The sequence below is a fragment of the Chrysiogenia bacterium genome, from assembly GCA_020434085.1.
Classification (GTDB): Bacteria; JAGRBM01; JAGRBM01; order JAGRBM01; family JAGRBM01; genus JAGRBM01.
This window is the reverse complement of record JAGRBM010000571.1, coordinates 1-24,900: the sequence shown is the minus strand read 5'-3', so window position 1 is coordinate 24,900 and position 24,900 is coordinate 1. Positions and strand designations below refer to the sequence as shown.

At 62.5% G+C, this 24,900-nt stretch carries 22 protein-coding genes; 5 read left to right on the top strand and 17 right to left on the bottom strand.

Going from position 1 to position 24,900, the window contains the following annotated elements; genetic code table 11:
- Positions 1-144: 144 nt before the first annotated feature.
- The 9 genes from nuoL to KDH09_18835 all read right to left on the bottom strand — a co-directional run bounded on the left by nuoL (position 145) and on the right by KDH09_18835 (position 8,518).
- On the bottom strand, positions 145-2,508 hold the full coding sequence (gene nuoL, locus KDH09_18875; protein MCB0221768.1) for an NADH-quinone oxidoreductase subunit L: 2,364 nt from the start codon (positions 2,506-2,508) through the stop codon (positions 145-147).
- A 9-nt stretch (positions 2,509-2,517) separates the two neighbouring features.
- Positions 2,518-2,823, bottom strand: a complete 306-nt coding sequence (gene nuoK / locus KDH09_18870) for an NADH-quinone oxidoreductase subunit NuoK (protein MCB0221767.1) — start codon at positions 2,821-2,823, stop codon at positions 2,518-2,520.
- Between the two features lies 1 nt (position 2,824).
- Positions 2,825-3,349 carry an NADH-quinone oxidoreductase subunit J gene (locus KDH09_18865; GenBank protein MCB0221766.1) on the bottom strand — a complete coding sequence of 175 codons (525 nt, stop codon included), beginning with the start codon at positions 3,347-3,349 and terminating at the stop codon, positions 2,825-2,827.
- Between the two features lie 124 nt (positions 3,350-3,473).
- Positions 3,474-4,166: an NADH-quinone oxidoreductase subunit I gene (locus KDH09_18860; GenBank protein MCB0221765.1), complete on the bottom strand. Its 693-nt coding sequence runs from the start codon at positions 4,164-4,166 to the stop codon at positions 3,474-3,476.
- A 22-nt stretch (positions 4,167-4,188) separates the two neighbouring features.
- Entirely contained in the window at positions 4,189-5,622 is a 1,434-nt protein-coding gene (locus KDH09_18855) for an NADH-quinone oxidoreductase subunit H (GenBank protein ID MCB0221764.1), read from the bottom strand.
- Positions 5,623-5,636: 14 nt separating this feature from the next.
- Positions 5,637-6,734 (bottom strand): NADH-quinone oxidoreductase subunit D, encoded by a 1,098-nt coding sequence (locus tag KDH09_18850; protein ID MCB0221763.1) that lies wholly within the window; start codon positions 6,732-6,734, stop codon positions 5,637-5,639.
- A gap of 62 nt (positions 6,735-6,796) precedes the next feature.
- The gene (locus tag KDH09_18845; GenBank protein MCB0221762.1) at positions 6,797-7,396 is read right to left on the bottom strand and encodes an NADH-quinone oxidoreductase subunit C; all 600 of its coding nucleotides are present in this window, start codon (positions 7,394-7,396) and stop codon (positions 6,797-6,799) included.
- A 124-nt stretch (positions 7,397-7,520) separates the two neighbouring features.
- Positions 7,521-8,021, bottom strand: a complete 501-nt coding sequence (gene nuoB / locus KDH09_18840; protein MCB0221761.1) for an NADH-quinone oxidoreductase subunit NuoB — start codon at positions 8,019-8,021, stop codon at positions 7,521-7,523.
- Between the two features lie 71 nt (positions 8,022-8,092).
- On the bottom strand, positions 8,093-8,518 hold the full coding sequence (locus KDH09_18835; protein ID MCB0221760.1) for an NADH-quinone oxidoreductase subunit A: 426 nt from the start codon (positions 8,516-8,518) through the stop codon (positions 8,093-8,095).
- A gap of 629 nt (positions 8,519-9,147) precedes the next feature.
- On the opposite strand from KDH09_18835, the gene KDH09_18830 reads away from it, so the two are divergent.
- Complete coding sequence (locus tag KDH09_18830; GenBank protein MCB0221759.1) at positions 9,148-9,651, top strand: peptidylprolyl isomerase; 504 nt, start codon at positions 9,148-9,150, stop codon at positions 9,649-9,651.
- Between the two features lie 82 nt (positions 9,652-9,733).
- Here the strand turns inward: KDH09_18830 and KDH09_18825 are convergent, their stop codons facing one another.
- From KDH09_18825 to rpmH, 6 genes are all read right to left on the bottom strand, one after another.
- On the bottom strand, positions 9,734-10,624 hold the full coding sequence (locus KDH09_18825; GenBank protein ID MCB0221758.1) for a hypothetical protein: 891 nt from the start codon (positions 10,622-10,624) through the stop codon (positions 9,734-9,736).
- Positions 10,625-10,719: 95 nt separating this feature from the next.
- Positions 10,720-11,862 carry a KH domain-containing protein gene (locus KDH09_18820; GenBank protein ID MCB0221757.1) on the bottom strand — a complete coding sequence of 381 codons (1,143 nt, stop codon included), beginning with the start codon at positions 11,860-11,862 and terminating at the stop codon, positions 10,720-10,722.
- Between the two features lie 12 nt (positions 11,863-11,874).
- On the bottom strand, positions 11,875-13,695 hold the full coding sequence (gene yidC / locus KDH09_18815; GenBank protein ID MCB0221756.1) for a membrane protein insertase YidC: 1,821 nt from the start codon (positions 13,693-13,695) through the stop codon (positions 11,875-11,877).
- A 1-nt stretch (position 13,696) separates the two neighbouring features.
- Positions 13,697-13,933: a membrane protein insertion efficiency factor YidD gene (gene yidD / locus KDH09_18810; protein MCB0221755.1), complete on the bottom strand. Its 237-nt coding sequence runs from the start codon at positions 13,931-13,933 to the stop codon at positions 13,697-13,699.
- Positions 13,933-14,262, bottom strand: a complete 330-nt coding sequence (rnpA, locus tag KDH09_18805; GenBank protein ID MCB0221754.1) for a ribonuclease P protein component — start codon at positions 14,260-14,262, stop codon at positions 13,933-13,935. Before rnpA ends, yidD begins: the two co-directional genes overlap by 1 nt.
- 83 nt (positions 14,263-14,345) lie before the next feature.
- Positions 14,346-14,495 (bottom strand): 50S ribosomal protein L34, encoded by a 150-nt coding sequence (gene rpmH / locus KDH09_18800; protein ID MCB0221753.1) that lies wholly within the window; start codon positions 14,493-14,495, stop codon positions 14,346-14,348.
- A 391-nt stretch (positions 14,496-14,886) separates the two neighbouring features.
- Between rpmH and KDH09_18795 the strand changes: the two genes are divergently transcribed.
- From KDH09_18795 to KDH09_18780, 4 genes are all read left to right on the top strand, one after another.
- Complete coding sequence (locus tag KDH09_18795; protein MCB0221752.1) at positions 14,887-16,659, top strand: radical SAM protein; 1,773 nt, start codon at positions 14,887-14,889, stop codon at positions 16,657-16,659.
- A complete protein-coding gene (locus tag KDH09_18790; protein ID MCB0221751.1) occupies positions 16,659-18,542 on the top strand; it encodes a B12-binding domain-containing radical SAM protein in 1,884 nt (627 codons plus the stop codon). Before KDH09_18795 ends, KDH09_18790 begins: the two co-directional genes overlap by 1 nt.
- 36 nt (positions 18,543-18,578) lie before the next feature.
- Entirely contained in the window at positions 18,579-20,327 is a 1,749-nt protein-coding gene (locus tag KDH09_18785; protein ID MCB0221750.1) for a radical SAM protein, read from the top strand.
- Positions 20,328-20,431: 104 nt separating this feature from the next.
- Positions 20,432-22,693, top strand: coding sequence for an MASE1 domain-containing protein (locus tag KDH09_18780; protein ID MCB0221749.1), 2,262 nt, complete (start codon positions 20,432-20,434; stop codon positions 22,691-22,693).
- On the opposite strand, the gene KDH09_18775 is transcribed toward KDH09_18780, so the two are convergent.
- Both KDH09_18775 and KDH09_18770 read right to left on the bottom strand, forming a co-directional pair.
- Complete coding sequence (locus KDH09_18775) at positions 22,690-24,420, bottom strand: amidohydrolase family protein (GenBank protein MCB0221748.1); 1,731 nt, start codon at positions 24,418-24,420, stop codon at positions 22,690-22,692. The two genes, KDH09_18780 and KDH09_18775, sit on opposite strands and share 4 nt — an antisense overlap.
- Before the next feature lie 111 nt (positions 24,421-24,531).
- Positions 24,532-24,900: hypothetical protein (locus KDH09_18770; GenBank protein MCB0221747.1), on the bottom strand; the 369-nt coding region annotated here is incomplete at its 5' end.

The window sequence follows — 24,900 nt, the reverse complement described above, 5'->3', positions numbered from 1 at the left end:
TCGTTCGGCATGCACAGCACGACGACCGCGCCCATCAGGGGGAGGAAGGTGATCAAGGTGAGCAGGTGCCCGTCAATGAATCCCATCTTTGGATGACCTCTTCTTTAACCCGGACGCGCCCGGCGCGCCCGATCAATCGTTGCTTTAGAACAGAGCCTTGAAACCGCCCTGCAGCGATGCAACGAGCACCAACAGGACAATGAACGTCCAGACCAGATAGGTCTGGATCCGGCCCGTCTGGAACAGACGGGCAACACTTCCGAGTTTGTCGATGACGTTGGCCGTGCCTTCGACGCCGATCTTGTCGACGCCGAAGCGGTCGATCGCGCCGACCAGTGACTTGAGGCCGCGCACGCTCCAGGCAACCCCGTGGACGATGCCGTCGATCACGGTGCGGTCGCACCAGGAGCAAAGGCGAGAGAGCGCCATGACGCCGGCCACCACCGTGGCGGCGTAGATCTCGTCGACGTAGTACTTGTTGTAGAGCGTCTTGTGCAGACCCGGCATGCTTGCCCAGAAGCTGCGCTCCTCGTCGTCCTTGTAACCCTTGGCGTAGATGCTGCGGGCGAAGAGGATCGAAGCGATGCCGAGCACGGCCGAGAGGGTCGCATACCCCATGGTGCCCATGGTGGCCCAGCCCGACTCGCCAAAGGCCGAGTGCGCGGGGTGGCCGACTTCGGCGGCGAACTCATGGACCTTTTCGGTGCCGGTGAGAATCGGCGCGAGCCAGTGCTCGAGCACGACCCAGGGCTCAAAGAAGATGAAGCCGATGAAACCGCCCACGGCCGCCAGCGATGCGAGCACCCACAGCGGGATGGTCATGCTGGCCGGGCTCTCGTGGATGTGGCTCTTCACTTCGGGATCGGCGCGGTTTTCGCCGAAGAAAGTCATGTAGACCTGACGGGTCATGTAGAAAGCGGTGAGCATGGCGGCGGCGCTGGCAATGCCCCACAGCAGCGTGCCCAGCCACGGCATGCGAAGCTCGCCAAAGCCCATGAAGGTCGCGCCATGGAGCTGGTGGAGGATCTCGTCCTTCGAGAAGAAGCCCGAGAGCGGCGGCACACCCGAGATAGCCAGCCAGGAAATCATGAATGTCGCGGCAGTGGCCGGCATCATGGTGCGCAGACCGCCGTACTTGCGCATGTCCTGCTCATCCGAGTTCGAGTGAATCACCGAACCGGAGCCGAGGAACAGGCAGGCCTTGAAGAAGGCGTGGGTCATGACGTGGAAGATACCGACCCAGAACGCACCCGAGGCAAGGCCCATGAACATGAATCCGAGCTGCGAGACGGTCGAGTAGGCGAGCACTTTCTTGATGTCGTTCTGAACGAGCGCGATGGTCGCCGAGAAGAACGCCGTGAGCGTCGCCACGATGCCGATCACGGTCAGCGTGGTCGGCGCCAGGGCGAAGAAGGCGTTCATGCGGCAGATCATGTAGACGCCGGCGGTCACCATGGTTGCGGCATGGATGAGCGCGGAGACGGGCGTCGGGCCGGCCATCGCATCGGGCAGCCACACATAGAGGGGAAGCTGCGCGCTCTTGCCGGTGGCGGCGACGAAGAGGCAGAGCGTGGCGACGGTTACCATCATGGCGCCGCCGAACATCACTCCGGTCAGCACCGGCGCATGGGCCGAGAGCTCATAGACGTTGAGCGTCCACACACCGGTCTCGCGGCCGACGTTCCAGTAAATGAGCAGCATGCCCATCACGAAGAAGAAGTCGCCAACGCGGTTGACCACAAAGGCCTTCATGGCGGCCTTCGCGTTGTCCATGCTCGTGTGCCAGAAGCCGATGAGCAGGTAACTGGCAAGGCCCACGCCCTCCCAGCCGACGAAGAGGACCAGCAGGCTGTCACCCATCACGAGGATGAGCATGGCGAAGATGAACAGGTTCAGGTACGCCATGAAACGCCAGTGGTTGGCGTCGTGGGCCATGTAGCCCGTTGAATACAGGTGAATCAGGAAGCCGATCCAGGTGATGATCATCATCATCACGATGGAGAGGCGATCGGCCAGGAACGCCAGCTCGATGTTGGTGTTGCCGACGAAGATCCAGTTGTAGAGCACCTGGCGCAGCGCCACGTTGTCGTGGCCGTGCCCGTTGGCGCCGATGAGCGTGATGAGCGCGTAGGTCGTGATCAGGGCCGAAGCCAGGACCGTTCCCATCGCGATGTAGTTGATCAGGCTCATCCCGCCATGGGTCTGCCCCGGAGCCAGGTGGTGCTCGGCGTGCTCGTGGACGTCGAGATCGAGGTCGTGGCTGTGACCCCCGTGTCCATGTCCGTCGTGGCCCTCGACATGGGCCTCGTGCGCGGCGTGATCGCCGTGTCCATGGGCGTCGGGATCGTGCCAGTCGAAGTCGTACCTGGCCGGGTCGTTGCCCCAGGGGTGCTTCGAGCCCTTGTACTCGATCTTGCGGCCGAGCAGGCCCAGCAGCGCCGCGCCCATCAGGGGCAGGATCGGCACCAGCCAGAGAAGTCCGAATTCATGGAAGACAGTGTGCTCCACGTGCCTCTCCTAGTTCGCCAGCGTCGAGACTTCGTCGACGTTGATGCTGCGGAAGTTGTGATAGATCACCAGCACCAGGGCCAGGCCGACGGCGGCCTCCGCACCGGCGAGGATGATCACGAACAGGGCGAACAGATCGCCCGTCACGTTCCCGTTGAGGTAGTGGCTGAAGGCGACGAAGTTGATGCTCGCCGCATTCAGGATGAGCTCAATGGCCATGAGCACCGCCACGGTGTTGCGGCGCGTGATCACGCCGAACATGCCGATGGCGAACAGCCCGGCCGAGAGGATCAGGTAGTCGGTAAGAACCGGCATCTCAGGCGTCCTCCTCCTCGGGTTTCACTTCCTTCTTGATGAGGATGACCGCACCCACCAGCGCCATGAGCAGCAGGATGGAGACGACCTCGAAGGGGATGACGTGGCTGGTCAGCAACGCGTCGCCGATGTAGCCGAAGGTGTTGGTGTACTGGAGCTGATCGCTCACCGCGAACTTCGCGGTGGTGAGCTGGCGGTAGAGAATGAAGAACAGCCCGCCGGCGAACACGGCGGCAAGGCCCATGGAGAGCGGACCCTTCGAAGGGGTCAGGAAGCTGTTCTCGCCCGAACGACGGGTGAACATGACGGTGAAGAGAATCATGACGATGACGCCGCCGATGTAGACGAGCACCTGGACTACGGCCAGGAACTCCGCGGCCAGGCTCACGTAGACGATGGCGACCGTGAACAGGGTGAGCGCCAGCGCAATGGCGGCGCGCACGACGTTCTGCGCTGTCACGACGTACAACGAGCTGGTCAGTGCCACTAAGGCGACGATCCAGAAGAAAATACGACCGGCTTCCATGTCTTAGCGATGCCCTTTCGCCCATGCATGTAGAACCCCACCTCGCCCGGCGCTCTGCCGGGTTCGTGCCGACCGGAATCCCGTTTCGAAGGGGAGGCCGGACCTGCAGGGTTCTGCTGCGCTGCTAGTTGTTTTCCCCCGAAGGAGCCGCGGAGTCTTCGGACCCGCCGCCCTCGGCCTGCGCGGCTTCTTCAGCCGCCTTCTTCGCGGCCAGTGCGGCGGCCTTCTCGGCCTTCGCCTTGGCTTCCTTCTCGGCGAATTTCTTCGCCTTCTCCTTGAGCGCCTTGCGCTCGTCTGGAGTCACGAATTCAAAGTAGAGGTCGCGGATGTTCGAGGTCGAACGCTCGAACTCACGCGTGAAATAGATGGCCCCGGTGGGGCAGGGCTCGACGCAAAGGCCGCACCACATGCACTTCGACAGGTCGATGTTGAAGACCGTCGGGTTGAGCAATTTCTTGCTGGGCTTGCCGTTGTTGCCGATGATGCTCTTGCGCTCGAGCTTGACGTCCTCGATGAGGATGCAGTCGATCGGGCAGGCCTTCTCGCAGTTGCGGCAGGAAATGCACACATCGAGATCGACGTTGAGGAATCCGCGGTAGCGCTCTGGAAGCTGCGCCTTCACGTTCACTTCGGGGTACTGGACCGTCACCGGGGTGCGGAACATGTGGCCCATGGTGATGGTGAAGGCCTCGAACACGCTGGAGATGCCGCCAAAGAGGCTCCTCCAGTAACGCTGGACCGGGCTGCCGTCCTGGGGGCGGTAGCCGTAGGTCGCAGTTACACCCTGCGGTTCATTTTCTGTCGGCTGCGTTTCCATATCTTAAATCCGGCCCCTTGCCTTAGACACGCATGTGCATGTCGACGGTGTCCTTGGTGGTGGCGATGTTTGCAAAAACCTTCATGAAATAGATCGCGACAAGCGCGCCGAGCGCGGCGACCAGCCCGTAACGGGTCATCACCTGCAGGTGGCTGCGCGGGTGGACGTACACCATCCAGAAAGCGTTACCCATGATGGTGAGGAACGCAGCGGGGGTCAGGTACTTCCAGCAAACGAGCATCATCTGGTCCACGCGAAGACGCGGCAGCGTCCAGCGGGCCTGGATGACGAGGAAGACGAGGATGTGGGTCTTCACCATCAGGGCGATGACCTGCATGATGTTGGCCATGACCGTGCCCGTCCAGGCGGGCGTGCCAAAGCTCAGCGCGGCCCACAGCAGCACCGAGCAGGTAATGGCCGGGCCCCAGCCGAGCGCCACGGAGACGACGGTGGCAGCGATGGTGTCACCGGTCACCATCTTGCGGCGCGGCATGTCCTTGCTGCTGCCCAGTTTGTAACCGAAGTAGCCGGCGCCAACGATCGTCAGACCCAGCAGGGTGTAGAGGATCGGAACGCCCGCGGCCTGAAGCTCGGCGGTCTCCCAGCCGGGCACCTGCCAGCCGCCGAAGAACAGGATGACGGCGATGGCACTGATCACATAGATGTTCGCCCACTCGGCGAAGAAGAAGAACAGGAAGCGAAGGCCCGAATACTCGGTGGCAAAACCGGAAACGAGTTCGGACTCGGCCTCGGGCAGGTCGAAGGGCGCGCGGTTGATCTCGGCGATGGCGCCGATGAAGTAGCAGAAGAAGGCCAGCGCGGTGAACGGGGAGTAGAAGAAGTTCCAGTCCCAGATGACCGTACCCTGGCCCGCGATGATGTCCTGCAGGTTGAGGGTGCCGGTCACCACGATGATCGACATGATCGACAGGGCGACGGGCACTTCGTAGCTGACGATCTGCGCGGCCGAGCGCATGCCGCCGTAGAAGCTCCACTTGGAGTTCGAGGCGTAGCCGGCCAGCAGAATGCCGATGGCTTCAATCGAAGCGACCGCCAGGATGTAGACCATGGCGACGTTGATGTCGGCGATCACCAGGCTCGAAGAAAAGGGCAGGGCGACGAACACGCCGAACATGCCCACGAAAGCAACATAGGGCGCCAGACGGAAGAGCGGCGAGTCGGCGCCGTCGGGGATGAGGTCTTCCTTCTGGAAGGTCTTGAGACCGTCGACCGCCCACTGGGCAAAGCCCTGGGGGCCCACGCGGTTGGGGCCCACGCGGTTCTGGATGCGGCCGGCAATGCGGCGCTCGAGCCAACTGTAGATGCCCGCGGCGTGTGCCACGAACAGGAACACGATCAGGCAGAAGACCAGCATCGTCCCGATGTAGGCGACCCAGGGATGCGCGCCTTCGAGCAGGCCGCCCGGAGCGAGAAGGTTGTCGGCGATCTCACGCATGAATCAGTGTTTCCTCAGCGATCAATTTCCGGCGCCACCACATCGAGGGCAGCGATCACGGCGACCAGGTCGGCGATCATCAGCCCGCTGGCAAGCGTCTCAATGGCCTTCATGGCCGCAAATGATCCGGTGCGAATGCGAACGCGGTAGGCCTTGGGCCCGCCGTCGGTGACAAGGTAGTAGCCCATCTCGCCGCGCGAGGATTCGACCGGCACGTAGACCTCGCCGGCCGGGGCCTTGAGAATCTTCGGCAACTTGGCGCGGATCTGCTTGTCTTCGGGCAGCATCTTGAAGCACTGGCGCAGAATCTTGACCGATTCGCGCATCTCGCAGATGCGGACCCAGTAGCGGTCGAAGCAGTCGCCCACGGTGCCGACAATGCCGGTGCCGATGGGCACTTCGAAGTCGAGCTCGGGATAGATGCCGTAGGGCTCATCGCGGCGCAGGTCGTACTTCACGCCGGCGGCGCGCAGGTTCGGTCCGACAAGGCCGTGGGCGATAGCATCTTCGGCGTTCATGGGCGCGACATTGGCCGTGCGCTGACGGAAGATGATGCCCTGGCCGAGCAGGCGGTCAAATTCTTCAAGCGCGGGCTCGAACTTGTCGAGGAACTCCGTGCACTTGTCGACAAAGTCGTGGGGAAGGTCGTACCAGACGCCGCCGATGCGCACGTAGTTGTAGGTCAGGCGCGCGCCGCAGAGGGCTTCGATGATGTCGTTGACCTTCTCGCGCTCGCGAATGGCGTGCAGGAACGGCGTGGCGGCGCCAAGGTCCATGCCCAGCGCGCCGACGGCCAGCAGATGCGAGATGATTCGGTTGAGCTCGTCGGTGATCGTGCGGATGACCGCCGCGCGGCGGGGCACTTCGATGCCGCAGGCGGTCTCGACCGCGCGGGCCCACGCATGGTTGGCGTTCATGGCCGAGAGGTAGTCTACGCGGTCGGTGTAGGGCATGAACTGCTCGAAGGTGACCATCTCGCCGATGCGCTCGATGGAACGGTGGAGGAAGCCCACGTCCGGGTCGAGACTCTTGATGATCTCACCGTCGGTCTTGAGGATGAAGCGCAGCACACCATGGGTCGAAGGGTGCTGGGGCCCCATGTTGAGGAGCATTTCCTCCCCGGACTGTTCGATGGTTGCGACGCTCACCTGGCTGGCTCCTTGAAACCGGGCCCTTAGGCTCCGGCCTCCTCTTCGGCTTCTTCGCGGGCAAGACGCTCGCGGAACAGGTCATGGGACTTGGGACGGCTGGTGGGAATGCCCTGCCACTCGCTCATCTGCTCGTAATCCTTGCGCAGCGGGTGGCCGACCCAGCCCTCGGGCATCATCAGGCGGCGCAGGTCGGGGTGGCCCTTGAAATTCACGCCCAGCAGGTCGTACTGCTCGCGCTCGTGCCAGTCGGCTGCGATAAACACACCCGTGAGGGTGGGCACTTCGGGCTTGTCGCGGTCGACGGTGACCTTGACGTTGACCCGGTGCTTCTTGGTCAGGGAGGAGAAGTTGTAGGCCACGTCGATGCGCGCCTTGATCTCTTCAACGCGCTCTTCGTCGCCGACCTTTACCTTGCGCTCGCCGGCGAGCCAGTCGGTCGCGGCGATGGTCGCCAGGAACTTGCAGTCGAGATCGGGATCATCGCGCAGGAACTTGGCAACGTCCTGGATGAGCTCGGCCGGCACCAGCGCGTGGGGCTGCGGGCATCCCTCGGCCTGAACGCGGGTGACCTTGTCGTCTCCGAATTGTTTGACGAGGCGTTCGATGATTTCGTCGCTGGTCATACTCGGTGCCAATCGTCGCTCGCGCCGGCCTTGTGCAGGGCCCGCGCGGGCGCAGGTTTCGTTCTAGCTTTTCGATGCGCGCGCCACTTGCATCCCCGGCGCGCGACTTCCCCGGGACTTCGACTCAGGCGGCAAAGCGACGGCGCAGATACCGGTCGCGCTTGACCACTTCCTGAAGCTTGATCACGCCCTCGGTCAGGGCCTCGGGGCGCGGCGGACAACCCGGGATGTAGACATCCACGGGAATGACGTTGTCGACGCCCTTGCAAACCGAGTAACCGAGGTCGAACAGGCCGCCGCAATTGGAGCAACTGCCCATGGAGATCACATATTTGGGGTCGGCCATCTGGTCGTAAAGAATCTTCACGCGGGTGGCCATCTTGTAGGTGAGGGTGCCGGCCACGATGATCAGGTCGGACTGGCGCGGGGTGGCGCGGAAAACGGTACCGAAGCGATCGAGGTCGCTGCGCGGGCCGCCGGTCTGCATCAGCTCGATGGCGCAGCAGGCCAGGCCGAAGAGCATGTACCAGAGCGAGTTGGCGCGGGTCCACGCGAGGAAATCATCGACGTTGGCCAGAATGATACCGCCCTCGGTGGGGTTGTAGTAGGTCGTGTCCATCTGCATCGGGGTTTGTTCGGCCATGATCGGTGCGGGTCTCCTTCGCTTTCGGCTAAAACTTCAATAAATCTAAAGTCTTAGCGCTTCCCCTTGCGAGGCTCGTTGCCCAGAGCCTTGATCCATTCCAGGTCGCCCTTGCCCCAGACATAGATGAGGCCGACGAACAAAATCACCGCGAAAAGCACGATCTCGCCCAGTACGGCGGGTCCGTAGGCCACGCCGTCTTCGAGGCTGCGCGCTACCCATTTTTTCAGGGTGCTGGCCACCGGATACATGGCCGCGACTTCCACATCGAAGATCAGGAACATGACGGCCACAATATAGAAGCGGATATTGAACTGGGCCCAGCCACTTCCGACGGGGATCTCACCGCATTCGTAGGCCAGGCTCTTGGTCTTGTTGGGTTTGCGAGGCGCAATAAAGCGCGAAACGGTGATCGCGATGAAGATAAACCCACTCGCGACCGCCATGAAGATCAGTACATTGGCGAAGTCAAAATACATGATTACCTGCCAGAACCCCGGCCTCGAGGCGGTTTGGAAGCACCCTCGCATCCCATTCGGCGCCCAAGGCGGGCTCAAAGTATGCGAGGCAGGTAAAAATGTCAAGGTGCGGTCACGGAAAAGGGACTCGATAAAAAACAAATAAAATCAAGTGGTTAGGCGCGGTGCCCTGTTCGCGGAGGAAACCACGAAACGGGGGGCGGGATCGCCTTGACGCCCTGCGACTTGGGGGCCTTCTGACAGGCCCGTCAGCGCTCGCCGACAGATCCGGGCGAAGGCTCGGTTGGCGCTCGTGCGCACCTGCAGGCCGGTGGGAGCGGAAACTCGCCCGCTGGGCGTTGACTCACGGGCGGTCGCTCGGTAACAAGCGTTGAACCCGCGCTTTTGACGGTGCTTCATCACCGCCGCAGAGGGGGCCGCGGGGCCCTCGCTGTCACGCCGGAAATCTTCCAGATTTGGTTGAAGGAGAGAAGGTGCAAACGATGCAACGGTCCATGATTCAGGCCTCGCTGGCTTCTTTGGCACTGGTTGCGGCCCTGCTGGTCGGGGTCGCGCGCTGCGAGAACCAGGGCGCCGAAGGCGGAAACCAACCCGGCGGAACGAGCAGTTCCCAGAGCAAAGGAAGCGATATGCGTGCGACGATCAAGACGAACCAGGGTGATATTCAGTGTGAACTTTTCCCGGATAAGGCACCGGAAACAGTAGAGAATTTCGTGGGCCTTGCCCGCGGAACCAAGCAGTGGACCGATCAGCGTACCGGTGAGACCACCTCGCGCCCGCTCTACAGCGGAACCATCTTCCACCGCATCATTCCCGACTTCATGATCCAGGGCGGCGACCCCATGGGCAACGGCCGCGGCGGACCGGGTTACCGGTTCAAGGACGAATTCGTCCCGGGCCTCAATTTCGACAAGCCCTACATCCTGGCCATGGCCAACGCCGGTCCCAACACCAACGGCAGCCAGTTCTTCATCACCGTGAAGGCGACCCCGTGGCTCAACCAGAAACACACGATCTTCGGTGACTGCTCGGCCTCGGGCGAGCTGATCGAGAAGCTCTCGAAGGTCCAGACCGGCCCGGGCGATCGCCCGGTGCAGGACGTGGTGATCGAGGAGATCGTTGTCCAGGACTGAGCGACGAAGTTACCAACGAAAACGGCCCGCCGATGGCGGGCCGTTTTTTGTTGTGGCTCTGTTTCTTGCGTGGCGGGGACGCTCAAGCGTCCTGCTTGACCTGATCGTAGAGGTAGAGAAGCTCGGGAACTTGGGCCAGCGGCTTCCAGGGGTCCTGGTTCTTCTGGATCTCGGCTGAGATGGCCACGGCGCCGGCCTGGATGAGATCGCGCAGGGTGGCCACGCGGACCGGTCCGAGCACGAGGCCGTCGGAGTTGCGGATCGTGTAGCGGTTGTCGGGATTTTTGAGCTCGTCGCGCACGTCGGTGGCCGGCCTGGCTGCCTCCGGCTGGACTTCGAGAATCTCGAGTTCCTGCACGCCGGCAAGCTCGAGGGTTTCGAGTTCGAGCACTTCCTCTTCATCGAGCGGCTCGACATCGAGCACCTCATCGCCGAGTTCCTCGCCGAGGTCGATGCTGATGCCGCCATCGTCGAGATCCGCAGCCGCAGTCTCGGCGGGCGGAACCTCCACCGGGTTCTTCGGCGGATCGGTCGGAAGATGGACGTCCTCGAGTGCGTCCTCAATGTCGCCCAGGTCGATGTGCTCCTCAACCATCTCGGCCTCGCCGACTTCGTCAGCCTCTTCGATGTCGAGAATCTCTTCGGCTTCTTCGGTGACTTCTTCGATGGGGGCGCTCTCATCGAGAGCGATGTCCACGGTGGGCTCGGGCGGCGGGGGCAGGTCGTCGAGATCGGTCTGCGCGGCTGCGCTGATGGGCTGTTCTTCGTCGTCGCCCAGACGCCCCTCACGCTTGTCGACCGCGCGCCGGAACTGGTCCACCTCGGTGAGCGCAATCCAGTTGCCGTCGCCGCTGCTGACGGTCTCATTGCCCAGGATCTTCTTCGTGAGAATCAGATCGACGATGGTCTCCGGCCGGACGGGGCCAAGTTCGAGACCATCGGGCGTGCGTACGGTGTAGAGGCTGTCGCTCATCCGTGATTCAGCGGTGTCCTGCTGCGTTGCGGGGCAGGGCTCGGGCGCGCCTGCTGCGCCGCGGCCGAATCCCCGGGTGTTTCAATGAGTGTACTCTAGCCGTTTTCGTTGGTCGGTGCATCCCCGTCGGCGGCGCCCGCAACGCGATCGCGCCAGCCCTCTTCATTGACGTGTTCGGGCTCTTCCCCGATTCCCGGGGGCGGATCGAGGGCGCCGGGCCCGTCCGAGCGGTTGCCGCGATTCTCGCCGCCACCCTCCGCATTGTGGCCGTCGGAGCGGCGGCCTCCGCGGCGGCGGCGCGGGCGCTTGGACTTTCCACCACCACCACCACGCTGCCCGCCGCGGCGCTGGTTGTCGGGGATGATGACCACGCGCTTGTGCTCGCCGCGACCCTCGCTCTCGGTGGTGATGCCCTCTTCGGGCTCCAGGGCGATGTGGATGATGCGGCGCTCGTGGGCGGCCATGGGCTCCAGGCGAAGGGCCCGGCCCTGATTGCGGGCCTTGGCCGCCATGCGCAGGGCCAGGTTTTCCAGCGCGTCGGCGCGGCGGGCGCGGTAGCCCTCGATGTCGATCTGGATGCGCGGCGAGGAACCCACTTCCTCGCGGTAGACCATCTTGTTGAGCAGGAACTGGATGGAGTCGAGGGTCTGGCCGCGGCGTCCGATGAGCAGGCCGCCGGTCTCGCCCTGAATTTCGAGCGAGCCGTCCTGGTCCTCGCACACTTTTACAGTGGCCTCGGGCACGAGGAAGTGAACGAGCTCTTCGAGCAGTGCGCGGGCGCGCTCCATCACGGCCGGGTCGCTCTCGCGCGGACGCGGTGGGCGGCGGCGCGCGGCCTGCACTTCCGAGGGGCTCTTGAGGTTGCCGATGTTGTCGCCGTCTTCCTCTTCGAGCGGGCTCTCGTCGTCGCGGCGGTTGCCGTTGGGCTCGGCCTTCTTGTTGCGGGGGCCGCGTTCGCGCTTCTTCTTGTTGCGCGGGCCGTCCTCGGAGGCGGTCTGCTTGCCGGCGCGCTCTTCCTTCTTCTTGCGCGGCGCTTCGTTGCCGGGCGAGGGGACAGTCGCGCCGGTGGCCGGCGGTGTGGCACTGATGATGTAGTCCTTGGCGCCGATGCCGATCAGCCCGCGCGAGCCTTCCTTGATGACTTTGTACTCGATGTCTTCGGGCAGGCATTCCCACTCGCGTGAGAGCGCTTTGAGGATTTCCTCGATGCTTTTTCCGCTCTTCTCAACTGGTTTCATGCTCGTTAAGCCTCACTTCTTTCGGCGCGCGCGCCGGCGGCGTGCTGCCGAGTCCGGATCGTCATCGGACTCGGCGCTCTCGTCGTCAATGGATTGGGTCTCTGGCGTCATGGTCGGGTGCTTGACGCCCTCGGCGGCCTTGGCGCCGCGGTTGATGTAGAGCTGCTGCGACATGCTCAGAATGTTGCTCACGCTCCAGTAAGCCATCAGTCCCGCCGGCATCTTCAGGAACACAAAGAGAAAAATCAGCGGCATGAACTGCATGATCTTCTGCTGGGTGCCGTCGGCCGAGGGATTGGGCGTTAGTTTCATGGAGAAGTAGGTCGTCGCCGTCATCGCCACCGGGAGGATGTAGTAGGGATCCTTGAGCGAGAGGTCGACGATCCAGGTGCCGGCCCAGGCGGCGTGGCGCAGCTCAAGCGCGTTGAGCAGCGCCATGTAGAGCCCCAGGAAAATGGGGATCTGGGCGATCATGGGCAGACAGCCGCCAAAGGGATTGACCTTGTGCTGCTTGTAGAGATTGAGCATCTCCTGCTGCTGGCGCTGCGGGTCGGCCTTGTATTTCTCGCGCATCTCCTTGATGAGCGGCTGGATGTGCTGCATGGCGCGCATGCTCTTGAACTGCCAGAGCGAGAGCGGGAAGAGCAGCAGGCGCACCAGGACGGTGAGCAGGATAATGCTCCATCCGTAGTCGTGGATGAAGGTGTCGATGTGCACCAGCACCCACAGCAACACCTTGGCCACGGGGGCAAAGATTCCGTAATCGATTGAAGCGATCAGACCGTTGCCCGCGTCCTCGAGCTGGTCGCGCTGCTTGGGTCCCATATAAAGAGTGTATTTCTCTTCGAGGGCCTGCCGGGAGTCGCCGCCGATGCGGCGCTCGGGGAAGTCGATGTGGACGCGCACCTTGTCGATGGCCGGCGCTTCGATGCGCGCGCTGGCCAGGGTGCTGCTCTGGGCGATCCAGGCGTAGAGGAAATAATGAAGGCTGATGCCGGCCCAGCCATCGAAGGGATCGCTCGTCAGAGTCTCACGGTCTTCGAAAAGATCCTTGGGGGTCTCGCTCTTGAGCTTGCCCAGCGCGGAGAGCACCGCATGGGCGCCGCCGCCGCGCACATCGCGCTCGCCCGGGGCGGGCGGGGTGGCCAGTACGTCGACGCTCAGGCGCGCGGCGGTGGGGGCCAGACTCGTGCCTTCGACCCAATGCGAGACGGCTACGTCGAAGTTGTCGGCGCGAAACTCAAAGCGCTTGACCCAGGTAAGGCCCGGGGCGCCGCCCCAGCGCAGCTCGATCGCACGGCGATCGCTGCCGCTCAGGTTGATCTGGGGTTGACCTTCATAGGTGAAGACGTGCTTGCCCGATTCCAGAACATCATTGCCCACATGCAGGGCCGCGGCCGTGGGATCGCCGCTGAAGCGTCCGGCCACCATCTCATAGGGGCCGGTGCGCTCGTCGTTGAGGTGGTCCTTGAGCTCCAGACTGACCAGGGCTGCGCCGCGGGTCGTCACGTGGGCGCGGTAGAGGGGGGTCTCAATGACGATTTCTTTTTCGGGTGCGTTGGGCGTGTAGAACGCGGCCTCGGACTGATCGGTGGGGGCCGCTTCCGGGGCCAGCTCGGGCTGCGCCGCCATTTCGGGCGCGGCCGGCTCAGCGCTCTCTCCCGTGGTTGCGGCGTCTTCACCGGCCTGCTCGCGTTGGGCGGCGGCTTGTTCGCTTTGGGCGACTTCCTCGGGACTGGGCGGGGGATAGAGGTAGTTCGAGAGGAACGACCACCCGATGAGGGTCACGAGAATGAGAATGATCGCAACGCGTGTTTGCTTGTTGTCTTCCACGCTAGCCCTCTTTGCAGCACGTTGCCGGCGGCACCGGATCGGCGCCGCCCTCGCTGAGCGGGTGGCAACGCAGGATCCGGCGCACGGTGAGGATGCTTCCCTGCCAGGCGCCGTGAGTTTCAATTGCTTGGATGGAGTAGTGCGAGCAGCTCGGGTAGAAGCGGCACTGGCCGCCCAGGAAGGGACTCAGCAGGAGCTGGTAGAGTCGAACCAGCGCGATGAGCAACCGACGAACCATCAGTTTTCCCCCTCCAGCGCTCGACCGGCACGCCGGGCGAGGCTTTCCATGGCGCCCCAGATTTCCCGGGTTTCGATCTGCGAAATGCCGGGACGGGCAGTGAAGATGTAGTCGCGACCCTCTGCGAAGGCACCCGGGTTCAGGCGAAATCCCTCGCGCAATGCGCGCTTGATACGGTTGCGGGCGATCGCGTTGCCCACTTTGCGCGAAACAACCAGTCCGAGCCTGGCGGTACCGTGATCGTTCTCGCTCAGTGCAAGCGTCAGGAAACCTGCCGAGCGACGCGCGCCGGTGCGGAATGCGCGCTCGAAGTCCTTCGAGGCACGAATGCGTACACGGCGTCCGGCCCGGACACCGTGGGATTTGAGTGACTCATCCACGGGGGCTCGGGTAATCTGCTTGCAGACTTGCTTTACTTGACGTGCAGGCTGACGCTCAGGCGCGCGCGGCCCTTGGCCCGACGGCGCTTGAGAACCTTGCGGCCATTGGCCGTTGCCATACGGGCGCGAAACCCGTGCTTGCGCGTACGCTTCCGATTGTGAGGCTGATATGTGCGCTTCATCTTTCCGAGTGCTCCAAGATCGTATGTCCGGGGTCTGTCCACCGGAGGGCGCCAACCTTAGTCCGTCCCTCCAAAAGATGTCAATGAAATCGCGAGGATATCGCCGCTTTCGCGGGCCATTGGCTCCGAGGGGCCCGGCGCGCCCGAGGCGCGCGTGATACGGGGCACGGGGCGGGACGATTTCCACAATAACTTCGGGCATTTGGGGCCATTTTGTGGGGACAGGCGGATTGCTTGCGGCTGGGGGTTCGCCCTATATAGAGTGGAGCAAGTTCAAGTAGCGGGCAGCACTCTGGCAAATGAGGCCCCGAGGTCCCCCCGGCGGAATGGCAGATCCGCCCGGGGCAGGGACCCCAGGCAGGGGCGGCTTTCCAGTTAGGAGTCGAGCGGGATGCGCGTACTTCTGGTTTATCCGGACATTGATACGCATACGCCCATCTATTTTCAGATCGGTGTGGGCTCGCTCTCAGCCGTTTTGAAGGCTGAGGGGCATGAGACGCGCTTTTTGCGCGTGGCCGAGCTCGACCGCGAGCAGTTTCTGAGCGATGTGCGTGGCTGGGAGCCCGATCTGATCGGCTTTTCCAGCGTCTTCGTCCAGTGGAAGTTCGTCAAGCAGATGGCTCGCTGGATCAAGGAAGACTACCCGCGTCCCATCATTGCCGGCGGCGCCCACCCGACGCTCGATCCCGAGGACGCCCTCCAATGCGAGAGCGTCGACTGGATCTGCCGCGGCGAGGGCGAATACGTCCTGCGCGACGTCGTCCGCTGCCTCGAAGCCGGCGAGACCGAGAAGATCCCCGCCCTGGAGAACATCTGGTGCCGGGGGGAGGGCGGTGAGACAGTCCGCAATCCCGAGCGCGAGCTCATCAGCCCGCTCGACGAGCTGCCCGCGCCCGACCGCGAGTTCTTCGACTACGACGAGGCGCTCTCCCAGATGTCGGGCAACCTGCAGGTGATGACCTCGCGCGGGTGCCCGTATCGCTGCACCTATTGTTCGAACGAAGCCATGATGCGGATGTACCAGGGCAACGGCCGCTTCATCCGACAGCGCAGCGTGCAGCACGTCATCGATGAAATCGTCACCACCTGCGAGCGCCACCCGAGCATTCGCTATCTCTCGTTCTCCGACGACATCATCACCGAGAACAAGAAGTGGTTCTTCCCTTTCCTTGAGGAATACAAGGAGAAGGTGGGGCTGCCGTTCAATGTGCAGGTACAGATGCAGACCTTCGACCGCGAGACCGCGCGCCGCATGGCCGAGGCGGGCTGCTACCAGGCGATCATCGCCATGGAGTCCGGCGATGAATACATCCGCCGCGAGGTGATGAACCGCAATCTCTCTGATGAGGAGATCGTCAGCGCCTATCGCTACTGCGACGAGATGGGCATCGAGACCTGCAGCTATAACATCGTGGGCGTTCCCGGCGAGACCGAGCAGAGCATCCGCAAGTCCATCGAGATGGTGAAGCTCGTAAAGCCCGACAATTCGCTGGTGTTCAAGTTCACGCCCTTTCCGGGAACGAAGCTCTACGACGTCTGCAAGGAGCGCGGTTACCTGCGCGAGGATGCCAACTACGACAGCTACTTCACTCATGTGGGCTTCCTCGACCTGCCCACCATCAGCAAGGAACGCCTCACCGAGCTCTATTACGAATTCATCCAGACCGCGCGCGAGGTGAATGAGCTCAAGCGCGCCTCGCGGCTGGGTTCCTACTTCGACTTCTTTGAGAACTTCGAGGGCGCGCGGGTCAAGGCCCGCAGCCAGGACTTTGTCGGCAAGTTCCTGCTGGGCGTGAACCGCGACGTGCGCATGGCGTTGCTCGTTCATCCAGACAGCGAGCTGACCTACAAGATCGACGTGCGTCCGGGCTCGAAGCTACGCTTTGCCATCACCATGAGTCCCGAGGACTGGGACCGTCACGCCAGCAGCGTGGATTTCCGCATCGAGGCGCGTTCCGGGCTGTTCCGCAAAGCCGAGGTCTTCCACCGCGAGCTCAACCCGCGGCAGCACCGTGACCACCGCGACTGGCAGGAATGCGAGGTCGATCTCTCGGCCTTTGCCGGCAAGCGCATTGAACTGGCATTCCAGACCCGCGCCCGCGGCACCGCCATGGAATACTGCTCTTCCTATTTCGGCAACCCGATCGTGGTGGAGGCGGCGTGATGCGATTTCTGTTCATCTACCCCGATTACCCCGGCGCGTTCGACAATCCGACCTACAACTTCGGAGTGGGCTATGTGGCCAGCGTGCTCAAGCAGGCCGGCCACGCCGTGGATCTCATTCACATGGTGCGTCCGATGGAGCGCGAGGATCTCCTTGAGAAGATCGCGGCGTTCGTTCCAGATGTGATCGGCTTCTCTGCTGTCACGAACATGTGGGGCGAGACCAAGCGCTACGCTGCGTGGATCAAGGAAGCGATGGACACCCCCATCGTCGTCGGCGGTTTCCATGCGATGATGGCGCCCGAGTCGATCTTCGAGGAGAGCGAGCACGTCGACTACGCCTGCATCGGCGAGGGCGAGCAGCCCACGCTCGACCTGCTGGCCGCGCTCGAGGCGGGCGGCGCGACCGAGGGAATCGGCGGCCTGTGGGTGCGAAAGAACGGGCAGGTCTACAAGAACCCCAAGAACCCGCTCAACGCCGATCTCGACTCGCTTCCCTATCCCGACCGGGACATCTTCGACTTCCACACGATTGTTTATGGCCACGGCCAGAATGCCGCGCTCATGCTCTCGGGACGCGGGTGCCCGTACGACTGCCACTACTGCTGCAATAAGTGGTACTTTGAAAACTACGGCGGCCCCAAAGAGATCTACCGCAAGCGCTCGGTGGACTCGGTCATTGCCGAGGCGCTGCACATCATCGAGAAATACGAGCTCAAGCACATCCAGTTCTTCGATGAGGTGTTCATCTCCAAGCGGAGCTGGATCGAGGAATTCGCCCGGCGCTGGAAGGAAGAGGTGGATCTTGAATTCAGCTTCCTCATGCGCGTCGAGCAGGCAAAGCCCGACTACATCAGGATGCTTGCCGATGCGGGCTGCAGCCTGATTCACGCGGGCGTGGAATCGGGCAGTGAGCGCGTGCGCCGCGAGATTCTCAATCGCCGCATGTCGAATCGTCGGATCATCGAGGCCTTCAACCTCGTCAAGGAACACGGGATCAAGACCTGGGCCTTCTACCAGATCGGTTTCCCGGGCGAGACCATCGACGACATTGAAGACAGCATCGAGCTGCATCGCCAGCTCAATCCCGATTTCTCGAACATCGCGGTGTTCTATCCCTTTCCTGGGACCCAGCTCTACCGCGAGGCGGAAAAGAACGGCTGGATGAAGCCCGGTACCGTCATTGCCGAGCGCATTTCCGAGCGCACATTCTCGAATTTTTTTGAGGCCGAGCTCCACAAGTTCCACTCGGTGCTCAACCTGCCCACGCTCTCTCCCGAGGATCTCGTCGAGATGGGGCAGAAATTCGAGCGGGCGATCACTACCAATGTCTTCCGGCGCAACGCGCGCGGCCATCACGATTTCCTGGCGGAGATTATCGAGGCCCGCATTCCCGACATCCAGAAGAAGAACGTCTCCATCCAGAGCTTCAACATCGACGATGACCGGCGCTTTGTGCTCTTCGAGCATCCCGATACATCTACCGGCTTCAAGGTGGAGCTGCGCGAGGGGACCTGGCTCCATACGGCGGCGGCGATCAACCCGCTGGTGTGGGAGCGTGAGGACGCCGACGCCGTGCGCTTCGAGGTCTACGTGAAGCGCCCGTGGCGGCTCAAGAAGAAGGTCTTTGAAACCGTGCTCGAACCGGCGCGTAATGAAACTCATCGCCACTGGATTCCGGTGGACGTGGACTTGGGCGCCATCGGCACGGGCGAGGTCGAGTTGATCTTCGTGACGAAGGCGGTCGCCGGGCACGCAAGCTGGGCCTGGTCGGGATGGGCGCACCCGTATCTCTCGCAGAGCGCGATTCCCGACGCCGAGAAGGATCTGCTGGCGCGGGCGCAGGACGAGATCGGATCAATTTCACTGTCGTCGGCCGCCTAGGGCCGCCGTCAGGGCGCGAGGTTTTTTGCTATGCACGTGACATTTCTCTACCCGGACATGTTCTGCAAGACATGGCACCACTACCAGTACGGCATTGCCCAACTCTCGGCGTGTCTGAAGCAGGCCGGGCACACCACGGACCTCATCCACATGAATGAGCCCGTGGGCCGCGAGGAGTTCATCGCCGACCTGCAGCGTCGCGGCACCGAGGTGCTGGCGCTCAGCACGACCTCGGGCCAGTTCCCCTATGTCATGGACCCGATCCGCTGGGCGCGCGAGGATCTGAAAGACCTGCACGTCATCGCCGGCGGCATTCACCCCACGCTCGCCCCGCAGGACACGATGGACGCGGTCCCGGTGCATGCGGTTGCTGTGGGAGAGTGCGAAGAAGCCATCGTCGAATACGTGGACGCCCTGCAGGCAGGGCGTGATCGATCCAGTATTGCCAACTTCTGGGTGCGCAAGGAAAACGGGGAGATCGCCCGCAACCTGCAGCGTCCGCTGCTCGAAGAGCTCGATCGCCTTCCCATGTGCGACCACGACATCTTCGACTTCCGCCACATTCTGAGCCTCACCTGCGGGGAGGCCTCTGTCATGGCCACGCGCGGCTGCCCGTTCCGCTGCGCCTACTGCTCGAACGAGGCGAAGCTCGATATCCAGGCGGGCCTTGGCGACAACATGCGCTACCGCAGTGCCAAATCCGTGCTCGATGAGATCTGCCACATCCGCGATACCTATGACGCCAAGTCAATGTATTTCATCGACGACATCTTCACGATGAACCGCGAATGGCTGGCCGAGTTCTGCGAGGAATACGGAAAACGCTGCAAGCTTCCGTTCAAGATTCAGATTCAGGTCAAGACCGTTGACTACGAACGCCTTGCGATGATGAAGGAAGTGGGGCTCTATTCGATTGTCGTGGGCGTCGAATCGGGCGATCCCGAAATTCGCCGGAAAGTCCTGGCCAAGCGCATTTCCAATGACGACATTCGCCGCGTGTTCTGCGACGCCGACTCGCTTGGGATCGAGACGGGCAGCTACAACATCATCGGCATTCCCGGCGAGACCGAAGAGTCGATTCAGCGCTCCATCGATTTTAACCGTGAAATCAATCCCAACCGGAGCATCATCAGTATTTTCACGCCGTTTCCGGGCACGAGCCTCTATGACGAGTGCGTGCGCGAGGGCCTGGTCGAGCACTACACGAAGGCCAGCTACTTCGACCGGGCGTCCTTTCTCAAGATCCCGGGTATCTCGCAGGAGCGCCTCATCGAGATGCACGATGAATTCGTGCGCAGCGCGCTGGAGATCTCCGAGAAGAAGACCCACCGCGGTTACTTCAACTTCCTGGCCAACCTTGAACGGGCCCACGTCAACACCCAGAATGAGGACTACGTCTACATTACCGCGCCGCGCATCGACTCGGTCGAGCGCAAGAGCGTGTGCAGCCACCCCTTCAGCGAGCTTCGCTACGGCCTCAAGCTGCGCGAGGGCTCGCGGCTGCGCTTCGGCATTGCGATGGATCCCTCTGTCTGGGATCCCGAGAAGGGAAGCGGCGTCATTTTCCGCGTGGAACTGCGCAGCGGTCTTCGGCGGCAAAAGCTCTTCGAGAAGGCGATCGACCCCAAGCGAATCGAGGACGATCGTCACTGGTTCAACGAGGAGGTGGATCTGTCCAGATGGGGCGGCAAGAGCGTGAAGCTCTACTTCTCCACCCACGCTGCGGGTGATCGCAACGATTTCTGCTCGTCCTACTGGGCCGAGCCCCACCTGGTGGCCGCATGAGCCGTTGACCGCTGTTCCTTTGATGCTGTTCTTTTTCCGCAGGGCGCTGGCATGAAGGCCGGCGCCCTTTATACTGTTGGCGGGGAACAGCAGTAGTCAGGGATATGGTGGTCGGTACCGAGGCAACCGAAAAACGGCGCGAGGTGGCTACGGCGCAGGATGAAGCGCGCGCTGATGGGTTTGCTCTGCGCTTGATCGTGCTGGCTGTCGCCTATTTTCTGGCTGCGCGGGTAGGCCTGAGCCTCGCATTCACTCACCACAATGTCTCCCCGGTTTGGCCGCCCACCGGCCTGGCAATCGCTGTGCTGGGCCTGGGCGGGATCCGCTACTGGCCGGGTATTTTTCTGGGCGCGCTCAGCGCAAATTTCTTTGAATTTGTTGTAAATGATCAAACGCAGTGGTGGATTGTTTTTCCAAGCCTGCTGATCGCCGCGGGTAACACACTGGAAGCCGCAGTTTCAATCAAACTGATTCGGCGTCGCGTGGCGCGCGGGCAGGCATTGCAGACCGAGCGCGACATCCTGTGGGCCGGTTTCAGCATCGGCGCGGCGGGAATCCCGATCAGTGCCAGTATCGGCGTATTGAGCCTGTGTCTTTTCTCGCTGGCCGATTGGTCGCAGTTCGGCATGCTGTGGGGAACGTGGTGGACCGGCGATTTTGCAGGCGCAGTAATTCTCGCACCGGCCATAGTCGCCTGGCGGGATTTTGGTGCGAAGGAGCTCAGGGCGCTTCGTCCGGCACGGGTCGTTGAGGCCATGGCCCTCGTGATCCTGTTGCTCGCCGACAGCGCAGTGGTCTTCGGCGGCTTCAGAATTCAGGGAATCGAATCGTCCCCGCTGCTGTTTACCCTGCTTCCGCTTTTTATCTGGTCGGTGCTGCGCTTCGGACAGCGCGGCGGCATGGTGGCGGTGCTGGTAATCTCCTGGCTTGCCATCGAGGGCACCATCGAAGGATACGGTCCCTTCGCGCTGGACTCGCTCAATGCCTCGCTGGCATTTCTGCAGGCCTTCATGGTGGTGATCACGGCAACGGCACTCATTCTGGCTGCAATCCTCAGCCAGCGAAACGTGCTGGCCGACGCGCTGAAGCGGCAAAAGGACGAACTCGAACACCGCGTTGAAGAACGCACGGTAGAGCTGCATTCGGCCAACACCCTGCTGCGCGAGGAAATTCGGACGCGCCGCCTGATGGAGGAAGAGCGGCTGGCGATGGAACGTCGCGCACTCGAGGGGCAGAAACTCGAGAGCCTCGGAGTGCTGACCGGGGGCATTGCCCACGACTTCAACAACCTGCTGGTTCCCATTTTGGGCTACGCCTCGCTGGCGGAGATGAAGCTGCCCGAGGACTCCGAAGTCCGAAAGGACATGCAGAAAATCACGACATCAGCGAACCGTGCCGCGGCACTCATTCGCCAGCTTCTGGCCTATGCCGGCCGCGCCCGCATGAGCATGGAGTCCATTTCGCTCAACACCATTGTCGAGGAAATGGACGAACTGCTCGATGTGAGCACGCCCAAGCACGTCGTCACAAAACTCGAACTCGAAAAATCATTGCCCATGATCTACGTCGACGTTGCGCAGGTCACCCAGGTGGTGTTGAACCTGCTGCGCAATGCGGCCGATGCGATCGGCCTGGAACCCGGTGAGGTCAATATTCACACACGGGTGCTGGACATGGACAAGAAGGCACTCGAGGGATTTCTGGGCGAGAGCGAGCTGGAGTCCGGCGATTACGTCTGTCTCGAGGTAAAGGACAGCGGCTGCGGCATGGACGAGCGCACGCGCCAGCGAATCTTCGAGCCTTTCTTCAGCACCAAGGAACAGGGCAGGGGCCTCGGGCTCTCCGCGATCCTGGGTATCATGCGCTCGCACAAGGGCGGCGTCGCCATCGAGAGTACGCCGGGCCGCGGCACCACGGTGCGGGTGATTTTCCCCGTCTACGGCGAGGCCCGGGCCGAAGAGGCGCCGGAAGATCGTACCGCTCCCGCGCCCCGGCTGCAGGGCAGCGTGCTGGTGGTTGATGATGAAGAACCGGTGCGGGGATTTGCGGTCCGTGCGCTCGAAGATATGGGGCTGAGCGTTCTGGAGGCCGCCGACGGGGCGGCTGCCATCGGAAAACTCAATGAACTGGGCGGAAAGGTCGAAGCGGTGGTGCTCGACCTCACGATGCCGAAGCTTTCGGGCACGCAGCTCCTGGCCGAAATTCGCAAGTGCTGGGAGTCGTTGCCGGTCGTGCTGGTCAGCGGCTTTGCCGACGCGCAGGCGCTGGCGGCGGTGGACGCAGATCCCTGTGCCTGGTTTTTGCAAAAACCCTACGCGCCGGGGCAGCTCCGCCAGGCACTTCTTGCGGTCGCCAGACTCGCCTAGTCGCGCGCGCGAAGAAGTCGGCCGTATTTTTCCTTGCCAAAATCCGCGGCGAAGGTGCCGCCCTCAAAGGCCACTTTGCCGCCGATGAGCACGTCGCGCACCACACCGTCGGAGCGCTTGACCATGCGCATCTGGTTGTCGAGTGCCGGGTCGACGTATTCGATCGGATCGCCAAGGCCGGTGCGCATCTTGTCGGGATCGATAATCACGACGTCTGCAACCGAGCCCTCTGTAATGCGACCGGTGTCGATGCCCAGCCACTGGGCCGTCTCGCCACTCAGGCGATGTACCGCGCGCTCGATGGGCATGGTGCCGGGGTTGAGGTAGACCTGCTGGAGCATCTTCAGCGCGCCGTCATGGAAGGCCATGTTGCGGTTGTGCGCGCCCGAGTCATTGAAGCCCGGCAGCGTGGTCGGGTGGGCCAGCAGGCTGCGGCGGGGGAGGTCGCGATCGTTGGTGACGACGGTCTTCCAGCGGAAATCCGTGTCGTATTCCGCCAGCAGATCCAGGAAACACTCGAGGGGTTCCTTGTTGTTTGCCTTGGCGATCGCTTCGATCGACAGGCCCACGTGATCGGAATCGGGAGAGGAAACGACCCACATGTCTCCGAGGTTCCGGTGAAACACGCGCTGGCTCTTGTCTTCCCACTGTTTGCGAAAAGCGCGGCGAATCGCCGGGTCGCGCAGCATTTCCTTGCGCTTCTCCGGAGTAGCACTGATCAGGTCGACGCCCACGGAGAACTCTTCAAAAAGCGGGGTGATCACGCCGTCGGCGTAGTTGAGGAATGGATCGGCCAGCGCCTGCCAGCGGAAGTTCGCGTTGAGCAGCTTGTTGGCAATGGTGGCGAGCGTCGTTGCCATGCGCCAGACCTTGCGGTCGGTCTTCACGTCCATGGCCGCGACCATGGTGGTGCGCAGCGGCTTGCGAAGCAGGCCGGCGCTCAGGCCAATGAGCTTCACAACCGTGCTCTTCATCAGTGCGTTGGGGGTAGCCTGCAGGACGCGGTTGGCCTTGCGCACCACGTCGGCCATGGCGCGGAATTCGCTGAAGGCGGCTTGCTGGGAGGGAACCGAGATCCCCTTGTAGGCCTCGCCGTCCATGCGGTGCCAGGGAAGCATGTCCACCGAGAGGCCGAGATAACCGGCGTCGAGGGCTTCCTGCACAATAGCCTTCATCTTTTCGATTTCTTCGGCCGTTGCCTTGGGCTGCTTGAGGCTGCGATCCATGCCCATGGCCTTGATGCGCACATTGGAGTGGCCGAGGAAGCTCGCCACGTTGGGCCCAAGCGGCAGGGTGTCCAGGTGCTCGTAATACTCGCGCGGGCCGTTCCACTTGATGTTGCCCACGAGCCACTTTTCAATGAGGTCGCGCGGCAGGCTCTCGACGCGGCAGAACAGGTCGATGATTTCCTCTTCGCTGCCGACGGCGGCAGAGAGCGAGCAGTTTCCCATGATGACGGTGGTGACGCCGTGACGTACCGATTCGGTGAGACCCGGAAGCACTTCGACCTCTGCGTCATAGTGCGTGTGAATGTCGAGAAAGCCGGGCGTGATCCAGCATCCGCGCGCGTCGATTTCCTTGCCCGCCTTGTGGGGAAGGTCGCGGCCGCTCGCAATGACCTTGCCGTCCTTGATGGCCATGTCGCCCTTGAAGCCCGGAGTGCCGGTGCCGTCGAAAATGGTTCCTTCGCGAATGAGTACATCGCAGGTCGGGTGGTTCTCTGCCATGGGTGCCTCCGCATCGGACTTCGATGCGCGCGCAATTCTAGCGGCAGACGCTTGCGGATCAAACGAGGGCTGACTCGTCAGTCATGGTTGGGTATTTTTGGCGCGCAATTTTCAGAAGTTGTCGGCGAACTCGCCCCAGTTGATGTCGGGCACAGGTACAAAAGGCGGATAGAAACGACCATGTCTGGAATAGAGCCCGTATACGAAACCGAAGGGGGCATCGAAGATCGCATTACGCGTGGCGTTCACGTGCGGTGCCCACTTTGCGGCGGCGAAGTTCTCGATCGCCACGGGGTCGCCCGACTCATCGATGGAAAGCCAGCGTGCGTTGCTGTCGACCACCAGCCAGCCGCGTGCGGTACGCACTTCGGTCAATGCGTGGGAGGGAACCCCGGGCGTGAGTAGCGTGCCTAGGCTGGGGCCGGATTCATCCTTCGAATACACAAACACATGGCGGGTTTCGAAGCCGCGGCTTCGCAG

Bases quoted from the DNA above. Each gene is read 5' to 3' on its own strand.
- nuoK (MCB0221767.1), bottom strand. From the start codon at position 2,823: ATGCCGGTTCTTACCGACTACCTGATCCTCTCGGCCGGGCTGTTCGCC.
- KDH09_18865 (MCB0221766.1), bottom strand. From the start codon at position 3,349: ATGGAAGCCGGTCGTATTTTCTTCTGGATCGTCGCCTTAGTGGCACTG.
- KDH09_18860 (MCB0221765.1), bottom strand. From the start codon at position 4,166: ATGGAAACGCAGCCGACAGAAAATGAACCGCAGGGTGTAACTGCGACC.
- KDH09_18855 (MCB0221764.1), bottom strand. From the start codon at position 5,622: ATGCGTGAGATCGCCGACAACCTTCTCGCTCCGGGCGGCCTGCTCGAA.
- KDH09_18850 (MCB0221763.1), bottom strand. From the start codon at position 6,734: ATGCTCCTCAACATGGGGCCCCAGCACCCTTCGACCCATGGTGTGCTG.
- KDH09_18845 (MCB0221762.1), bottom strand. From the start codon at position 7,396: ATGACCAGCGACGAAATCATCGAACGCCTCGTCAAACAATTCGGAGAC.
- nuoB (MCB0221761.1), bottom strand. From the start codon at position 8,021: ATGCAGATGGACACGACCTACTACAACCCCACCGAGGGCGGTATCATT.
- KDH09_18835 (MCB0221760.1), bottom strand. From the start codon at position 8,518: ATGTATTTTGACTTCGCCAATGTACTGATCTTCATGGCGGTCGCGAGT.
- KDH09_18830 (MCB0221759.1), top strand. From the start codon at position 9,148: ATGCGTGCGACGATCAAGACGAACCAGGGTGATATTCAGTGTGAACTT.
- KDH09_18825 (MCB0221758.1), bottom strand. From the start codon at position 10,624: ATGAGCGACAGCCTCTACACCGTACGCACGCCCGATGGTCTCGAACTT.
- KDH09_18820 (MCB0221757.1), bottom strand. From the start codon at position 11,862: ATGAAACCAGTTGAGAAGAGCGGAAAAAGCATCGAGGAAATCCTCAAA.
- yidD (MCB0221755.1), bottom strand. From the start codon at position 13,933: ATGGTTCGTCGGTTGCTCATCGCGCTGGTTCGACTCTACCAGCTCCTG.
- rpmH (MCB0221753.1), bottom strand. From the start codon at position 14,495: ATGAAGCGCACATATCAGCCTCACAATCGGAAGCGTACGCGCAAGCAC.
- KDH09_18795 (MCB0221752.1), top strand. From the start codon at position 14,887: ATGCGCGTACTTCTGGTTTATCCGGACATTGATACGCATACGCCCATC.
- KDH09_18790 (MCB0221751.1), top strand. From the start codon at position 16,659: ATGCGATTTCTGTTCATCTACCCCGATTACCCCGGCGCGTTCGACAAT.
- KDH09_18780 (MCB0221749.1), top strand. From the start codon at position 20,432: ATGGTGGTCGGTACCGAGGCAACCGAAAAACGGCGCGAGGTGGCTACG.
- KDH09_18775 (MCB0221748.1), bottom strand. From the start codon at position 24,420: ATGGCAGAGAACCACCCGACCTGCGATGTACTCATTCGCGAAGGAACC.